The following is a 7,065-nucleotide window of genomic DNA, read 5'->3' as shown; positions in this document are numbered from 1 at the left end:
GGATTGGCCTCACCTTGCCGATCTTTCCGCGGCTGCTTCAGGATGTCGGCGATACCGATAATCTCGGCTGGCGATTCGGGGCCTTCCTGGCACTCTATGCGTTGATGCAGTTCATCTTCTCGCCGGTGCTCGGTTCGTTGTCGGACCGCTTCGGCCGCMAGCCGGTGCTGATGCTGTCGCTTGCCGGTGCGGCGATCGACTATGTTTTCATGGCTCTTGCGCCGTCGCTCTGGCTGCTCTTCATCGGTCGGGCGATCGCTGGTATCACCGGCGCCAGCAATGCAGTGGCCGCCGCCTGTGTGACCGACATTACCGAAGATGCCGAGCGCACGCGCCGCTTCGGCCAGCTCAGCGCCTGCTTCGGCATCGGCTTCATTGCCGGGCCGGCGATCGGCGGCGTGCTCGGCGAATTTTCCGTCCGGCTGCCCTTCATCGCCGCTGCCGTCCTCAATGCGGCTAACCTGCTGATGGCGCTGTTCCTGCTGCCTGAGACGCGCAAGATCGGCGCGGAGGCCGAGAGCCAAGAGTTTTCACCACTCGCGCATTTCCGCTGGCTACTAGGCTACCGTCTGCTTTTGCCGCTTGCGGGCGCCTATTTCGTCCTGGCACTCGTCGGCGAAGTCGGCGGCACGATCTGGGTTCTCTATGGGCAGGACAAGTTTTCCTGGTCGCCGATGATGGTCGGAATCTCGCTTGCGGCCTTCGGCTTCTTCCATGCCGTCGTGCAGGCCTTCATTGCCGGGCCGATCAGCGAGCGATGGGGCGAGCATCGGACGCTCCTGATCGGCATCATCGCCGACAGCGCGGCCTATATCATCATCGCGCTTTTGACGGAGGGGTGGATGGCCTTCCTGCTGATGCCACTTTTCTGCCTCGGCGGAATCGGTGCGCCCGCCCTGCAGTCTCTGGTGACGGGGCGCGTCGATAACGCTCATCAGGGGCGTGCACAGGGGATGCTCGCGAGCATGACGAGCCTTGCCTCGGTCATCGGGCCGCTGGCGATCAGCACCATCTACTTCGCCTCGCGCGATGTCTTTCCGGGGCTTGTCTGGGTGCTTGGCGCGGCTTTCTATGCGCTCTGCCTGCCGATCGCCTTCACGCGCCGGCCGAAGGATGCAACGGCCTGAAAGTGAAGGGCGGCGAGATGATCATCCCGCCGCCTGTTCCGATTACTTGACGCTGTTATTGGGCGACGCCGATCGAAGCCAGGTATTCGGCCGAAGCGATGATCTTCGACTTGTCCTTGATTTCGATGATTAGGCGCGGATTGCTTTCGACCTTAGCAAGTGCTGCGAAAACCGCACGCCAGTTGACGGTGCCTTCGCCAAGCGCCCAGTGGCGGTCGGCATAACCATCGGCATCCTGCAGATGGATGTGGCCGAGGCGGTTGCCGGCGGCATGGACGTAATAATCGACCGGCGGAGCGCCGGTATAGCCATGGGCATAGTGCGCATGTCCGGTATCGATGGAGACGGAGACAGCCGGCGAGTTGAAGCTTTCAGCCAAGGCTACGCGGATATGCGGATCCTTGTCTTCGATATTCTCGATGACGAGGGTGCAGCCGATTTCCTCGGCGCGCTTCACCGCTTCGCGCATCGTCTGATGGCAGTATTCAACGATCTTTTCGCGTTCGCCCTCGTTGTTGTCGAGGTTGTTGTAGCTCCAGGTCGTGTAGGGGCTATGGATGACCATATGCGTGCCGCCGATCGCAGCGCAGACATCGAGGCCCTGCAGCATACGGCGGGAGACGACGGCGCGGATATCCGGATCCTGCGAGGCGATGATGAAGCCCCAGAACGGGCCATGGATGCCGACGCGGCCCTTGTAGCCGTCGAGCAGCTTCCTGGCGCGATCGGCACGCGGCGTCCAGTCACCGTTCAGCACCTCGGCGTTGACGAAGCTCTGCAGCTCGAGATCGCGGGACTTTTCGAAGAGCCAGTCACGATGGGTTTCGAGTTCGTCGATCGTCATGGCTGCGCCGACGACGGGAAGTGAAGACATGGGGTTGCTCCGCTGATGGTATGCCTGATTGGCGGGGAAGGATCGGCGCGTTCTATGCGCCTCTTCTGTGTCGCCGATATTACAGCCGGTATCATGGAAACAGCGGCTGCCAACCTGTCGCACTTGCGAAGCGGAGAAGCCATACCAATATGATCGTCGTCGGTTTCAGGGCCCGAGAGCGCGCAAAAGCCATCTCCGCTCACCCTCCCCTGATTTTGTGGCGGTTGCCAAAACGGCCGCAAAGGTCTATCGGACCGCCCCGCAAGAGCAAGAAAGAGACATCATGTCCAACTCATTTGTGAAAACAGATGCCCGGACGGAGGCAAAAAGCTTCTTCGTGCTGGGCGACAAGGTCGAGCGACGGGCTCGCCTCACAGGCAACTGGCTCAACATCTTCGACGTGACCGTTGAGCCCGGCGGCAAGACGCCGCGCCACGCCCATGCAAGCCCGGAAGTCTTCCGGATCATCGAGGGCACGCTGACGATCTGGCGACTTACCGATACCGGGCCGGAAGAGATCGAGGCGAGCGAAGGCGACATCGTCACCATCGCGCCTTTCATGGTGCACGGCTATTCCAACAATGGAACCGTCCCCGCGGTCTTTTCTGCCATCGTCGATCGCGACATGGCCGAATTCATCGAGACCGAGGGTGTTACCGAACAGCCGCAAGGCAGCCCGTCACAGGAAACGGTGGCGCGTATGCGGGCAGCGGCAAATGCCCATGGAATCACGATCCTGGCGGCGTAAGCGCCGTCAGTTTCTTCTGATGCCACGCAACGGCTAGCGAAGAGATCGTCATTGCCCAGTGACTGAACGACGACGCCAACAAATGTTTCATCGAGTTCTTCTACATCGACGGCAATAAGTGGAAGCCCATCAGCAAGACTGCGATCGGCGACACTGAAGTCTGTTAAAAACTGATATAGGAAAACCTTTGTTGAACCCGCTGAATCATGTCGAGGACCGGATATTTTCAAGCGTTGGCGCTGCGATCCTGGCTGCCTGAACCGGTCGGCCCGTATCGACAAAGTTCGCATCTGCTGCGTCGAGGACGTGGCCTGACTTCAGGAGAAAGACGATGGCATGGTCAGCCAGCCAGTATGTGAAATTCGAGGATGAACGCACCCGCCCGGCGCGCGACCTGCTGGCGCAGGTGCCCCTGACGGAGCTGCGCCACGCGGTCGATCTCGGCTGCGGTCCGGGCAATTCGACCGAACTGATCATCGAGCGCTATGGTGCGCAAAATGTATCGGGTCTCGACAGCGACCCGAACATGCTGGAGGCGGCCCGCAAGCGCCTGCCGGGCACGGCTTTCGTAGAGGCCAACCTTTCGACCTGGCAACCCTCGGAGCCGGCGGACCTGCTTTTTGCCAATGCCGTGTTCCAATGGCTGCCCAACCATCTCGACATCTTCGACAGGCTGATGGACGGGCTGGCGCCGGGCGGAGTGCTCGCCGTGCAGATGCCCGACAATCTCGGCGAGCCGAGCCATCTGATGATGGAGGAAACGGCGCATGCCGGCCCGTGGAAGACGGCTTTCGAGAAGAAGAGCGTGCGCCGCAATGTGCTTCCGCCGCCTTTGACCTATTACAGCCGGCTGATCGCCAAATCCTCCCGCGTCGACATCTGGCATACGATCTACAATCATCCGATGGACAATGCAGCCGCGATCGTCGAGTGGGTCAAGGGAACTGGCCTTCGCCCCTATCTCGACCATGCCGGCGAAGAGCATCGCGAGGCGTTTCTGGCCGACTATCTCGAACGTATCGACAGGGTCTATCCGAAGGCCGCCGACGGCAAGGTGCTGCTCAAGTTCCCGCGCTTGTTCATGGTGGCGGTGAAGGCCTGACCGGAAATTCTGAGTTCTATGACGCCGGCAGCAGTCCGCTTGATCGCTGCCGGCGAAACTTTGTCAGCCATCCGCAAGCCACACGCAAAGTTTGAAGTGTAGCGGTTCGCCCTGGGATTTCTCAATCCAGACGTGCTTTAGCGACGCCGCCAGCGTCGATCGCTATCCTTTAAACGCCTTTGCGCCACCAGTGCGAGGCCCGACAAAGAGATTTTCAGATGGTTTCTTCCGTTTCCACCATGAGGCTTATGACGGCGCAGATAGCGTTGCAGACGATCAAGGGCGGCTCCTCGGAGAGCAGCTCCAGCAGCACGACCGATCACGACTATTCCAGCCTTCCCTCGCAGACGCGCTCGGCGCTATCGGTCATGCTCGACAAGATCAATGCCGGCAAGGCAGGATCGACTGATACCTCCGGCAACACCACCGCCAGCACCGATATCACCACCGCCTCCTTCATGGCGCTGCTGCGCCAGAACATGACGGCTGCGGCAGACGCCAAGGGCGCCGGCAGCCAGGAAGCTGCCATGCTTGCCGCTTTCAAGAAAGGCCAGCTGACGGTTACCGATCCGACCAAGGGCGTTTCGATCAAGGCCTGGGACGTGACCGACCCCAAGGAAGCCGATGTCGACCAAAAGAAGGGCACGGCGATCAAGACGGACGACTGGAACGACTTCCTGCGCGACCATCTGCAGCGCGATTCGCACGGGCGCCTGGTCAGAAGCGAAAACGGCAGCTTCATCGAAAAGGGCACCGGCAACGAAGTCTATTTCGGCCAGGTCGGCACGCAGAATTACTACATCACCTGGCCGGTGAAGACCGACACGAAGCCGGCCACCGATACGACAACGGACAAGTCCGCCTCCAAGGCGTAAGTTATCCATCATCTTAAAACGGCCATTGCGGAAAGACCTTCAGCAATGGCCATATCGTTTCAGGCGCCGACAAGCTCGACCAGCGACAGTACCRCAGTCGCGAGAATGACGAGGCCAAGCAGATGTTGAGCGCTCGCTCGCTCGATGGCTCCAGCTTCACCTTGCCCAAAACAACGCCCAGCCACAGCCAGAAAATATCGACCACGATCATGACGAGGACGCAGAGCGCCCATTTGGCCTGCATGTCCAGCGCGCCATCCTGCGAAAGCCGGTAAGCGGCAAAGAGCGAGGCGAACGCGATATAGGCCTTGGGATTGGTGAGGCCTAGAACGACACCGCCGGCGATGGTTGGCGAGGCTTGCCGCCGTGCGGCGGAGAGATCTGCACCGACAGGCGCCGATGCGATCTTCCAGGACAGCCAGACGAGGTAGACGGTGGCAGCGACTGTCATCACCATCATCGCCAGCGGGATTGCCTCGATCAACGACAGAAGGCCGGCTGCCGCCGCGGCGGCTGCAATTGCCAAGCCGATCTGCAGCCCGACATGAAAACGCAGGCCGGTCGCCATACCATGGAGGCGGCCGATTGCCAGGAGCGCAGCGATGGCGGGACCGGGCGAACCGAGAAGGGCAAGAGCCGCCATGAGGAAGAAGCTGGCGCTGACAAGATCGATCATGGATCACCCAATGACATAACGATATCTTTATGTCTTTATGTATTTCTAGCACTGTGTCAAACGCTTGTTATTCTTGGGCTGCAAGGTGCTTGCGGCAGAACCGGAGCGCTTTATATTCGGCCGGGAGAATTAAGCTGGAGATGACACGCATGGACGCTCACCCCACCCCGCCCGTCACTCTCGTCATCTTCGGCGCCACCGGCGATCTGACACGGCGATTGCTGGTTCCGGCCATCATCAATCTCACCCGCAGCCATCTCGTCGGCGGGGACCTGAACATCCTCGGCGTCGGCATCGAGCCTGGTGACGATGAATTCCTGCGCCAGCGGCTGGACGCTTTCCTCACCCATCTCGATGGCGAGGAAGCAACTGGCAAGGACAAAGCCTGGGAGAGCCTGCGATCGCGCATCTCCTATCTGCAGGGCGATTTCACCAAGGATGATATCTTCCTCGAAATCGGCAAGCGCCTCGGCACGACCTGCAATGCAGCCTTCTATCTCGCAGTGCCGCCAAGCTTCTTCGGGCCGATCGTCGAGAAACTTGCGGATCTCGGACTGATGGACGAAAGCGGCGGTTGCTTCCGTCGTATTGCGATCGAGAAGCCCTTCGGCACCGATCTCGCCTCAGCCCGCGCTTTGAATGCGCGCATCCTCGCCCGCGTGGAGGAAAGCCAAGTCTACCGGCTCGACCATTTCCTCGGCAAGGAAACGGTGCAGAACCTGATGACGGCGCGTTTCGCCAACATGATGATCGAGTCGCTGTGGAACAATCGCTATATCGACCACGTGCAGATCACCGCCTCGGAGATCGTCGATGTCGGTACGCGCGGGAAGTTCTACGACGCGACCGGCGCGTTGCGCGACATGATCCCCAACCATCTCTTCCAGCTTCTGGCAATGATCGCCATGGAGCCGCCGAACAGTTTCGACGCCGAGGCGATCCGTAACGAGAAGAGCAAGGTGCTGAAGGCTCTGCGCATCTACACGCCGGAGGAAGCAAAGGCGAATGGCGTACGCGGGGCTTATACCGCCGGTCCGCTCAACGGTACCGACTTGCCCGCTTATCGCGATACGAAGGATATTTCGCCCGCCAGCAAGACAGAGACCTATGTGGCGCTGAAGCTCTATGCCGATACCTGGCGCTGGGCTGGCGTGCCCTTCTATCTGCGCACCGGCAAGGCGATGACGGCACGCGACACGGAAATCGTCATCACCTTCCAGCCCGTTCCTTTCGCGCAGTTTCGCGAAACGGAGGTCAACCGCCGTCTGCCGCCGAACAGGCTCGTCATCCAGGTGCAGCCCGATGAGGGCATGAGCATGGAGATTTCCATCAAGTCGCCGGGACAATCCGTCGACACCGTGCCGGTTTCGCTGGATTTCCGCTATGCCGACAAATTCGATATCGGCAAGACGACAGGTTATGAATCGCTACTCTACGACCTCTTCATCGGCGACCAGACGCTATTTCAGCGCGCCGACGGCATCGAGGCCGGCTGGGCGGCGGTACAGCCCTTCCTGGATGAGTGGGCGAAAGATCAGAGCGTGCCGGACCCTTACGCACCCGGCAGCATGGGACCGGCCTGCGCCGACGAGCTTATCCAGCGAGACGGGCGTGAGTGGCATGAGCTTGGCGTGATCCTGCACAAGAACGGCAAATAGCCGTT

The 7,065-nt window shown here is 60.4% G+C and carries 7 protein-coding genes; 5 read left to right on the top strand and 2 right to left on the bottom strand.

Annotation, left to right across the window (positions count from 1 at the left end; translation table 11 throughout):
- Positions 1–2 precede the first annotated feature (2 nt).
- On the top strand, positions 3–1,127 hold the full coding sequence (gene tet / locus AC1DTN_RS30375; RefSeq protein WP_477923925.1) for a Tet(A)/Tet(B)/Tet(C) family tetracycline efflux MFS transporter: 1,125 nt from the start codon (positions 3–5) through the stop codon (positions 1,125–1,127).
- A gap of 55 nt (positions 1,128–1,182) precedes the next feature.
- Here tet and AC1DTN_RS30370 read toward each other — a convergent pair whose 3' ends face one another.
- Positions 1,183–2,001: a sugar phosphate isomerase/epimerase family protein gene (locus AC1DTN_RS30370; protein WP_477923923.1), complete on the bottom strand. Its 819-nt coding sequence runs from the start codon at positions 1,999–2,001 to the stop codon at positions 1,183–1,185.
- Between the two features lie 283 nt (positions 2,002–2,284).
- Here AC1DTN_RS30370 and AC1DTN_RS30365 point away from each other — a divergent pair, with 283 nt between their 5' ends.
- The 3 genes from AC1DTN_RS30365 (at position 2,285) to AC1DTN_RS30355 (ending at position 4,726) form a co-directional block, all read left to right on the top strand.
- Positions 2,285–2,749, top strand: coding sequence for a cupin domain-containing protein (locus AC1DTN_RS30365; protein WP_439014345.1), 465 nt, complete (start codon positions 2,285–2,287; stop codon positions 2,747–2,749).
- Between the two features lie 331 nt (positions 2,750–3,080).
- A complete protein-coding gene (gene tam / locus AC1DTN_RS30360; protein ID WP_439014344.1) occupies positions 3,081–3,851 on the top strand; it encodes a trans-aconitate 2-methyltransferase in 771 nt (256 codons plus the stop codon).
- Between the two features lie 218 nt (positions 3,852–4,069).
- Positions 4,070–4,726 (top strand): hypothetical protein, encoded by a 657-nt coding sequence (locus AC1DTN_RS30355; protein ID WP_439014343.1) that lies wholly within the window; start codon positions 4,070–4,072, stop codon positions 4,724–4,726.
- A 13-nt stretch (positions 4,727–4,739) separates the two neighbouring features.
- Here the strand turns inward: AC1DTN_RS30355 and AC1DTN_RS30350 are convergent, their stop codons facing one another.
- On the bottom strand, positions 4,740–5,402 hold the full coding sequence (locus AC1DTN_RS30350; RefSeq protein ID WP_477923922.1) for a LysE family translocator: 663 nt from the start codon (positions 5,400–5,402) through the stop codon (positions 4,740–4,742).
- A 149-nt stretch (positions 5,403–5,551) separates the two neighbouring features.
- On the opposite strand from AC1DTN_RS30350, the gene zwf reads away from it, so the two are divergent.
- Positions 5,552–7,060: a glucose-6-phosphate dehydrogenase gene (gene zwf / locus AC1DTN_RS30345; protein ID WP_439014341.1), complete on the top strand. Its 1,509-nt coding sequence runs from the start codon at positions 5,552–5,554 to the stop codon at positions 7,058–7,060.
- The last annotated feature ends 5 nt before the right edge of the window (positions 7,061–7,065 follow it).

It is taken from the genome of Rhizobium sp. 01T444 (genome assembly GCF_056398305.1).
This window is presented reverse-complemented; position numbering and strand designations above follow the sequence as displayed.

Excerpts from the sequence above, each read along its gene's own strand:
- zwf (WP_439014341.1), top strand. The coding sequence starts at position 5,552 with ATGGACGCTCACCCCACCCCGCCCGTCACTCTCGTCATCTTCGGCGCC.
- AC1DTN_RS30365 (WP_439014345.1), top strand. The coding sequence starts at position 2,285 with ATGTCCAACTCATTTGTGAAAACAGATGCCCGGACGGAGGCAAAAAGC.
- AC1DTN_RS30355 (WP_439014343.1), top strand. The coding sequence starts at position 4,070 with ATGGTTTCTTCCGTTTCCACCATGAGGCTTATGACGGCGCAGATAGCG.
- AC1DTN_RS30370 (WP_477923923.1), bottom strand. The coding sequence starts at position 2,001 with ATGTCTTCACTTCCCGTCGTCGGCGCAGCCATGACGATCGACGAACTC.
- tam (WP_439014344.1), top strand. The coding sequence starts at position 3,081 with ATGGCATGGTCAGCCAGCCAGTATGTGAAATTCGAGGATGAACGCACC.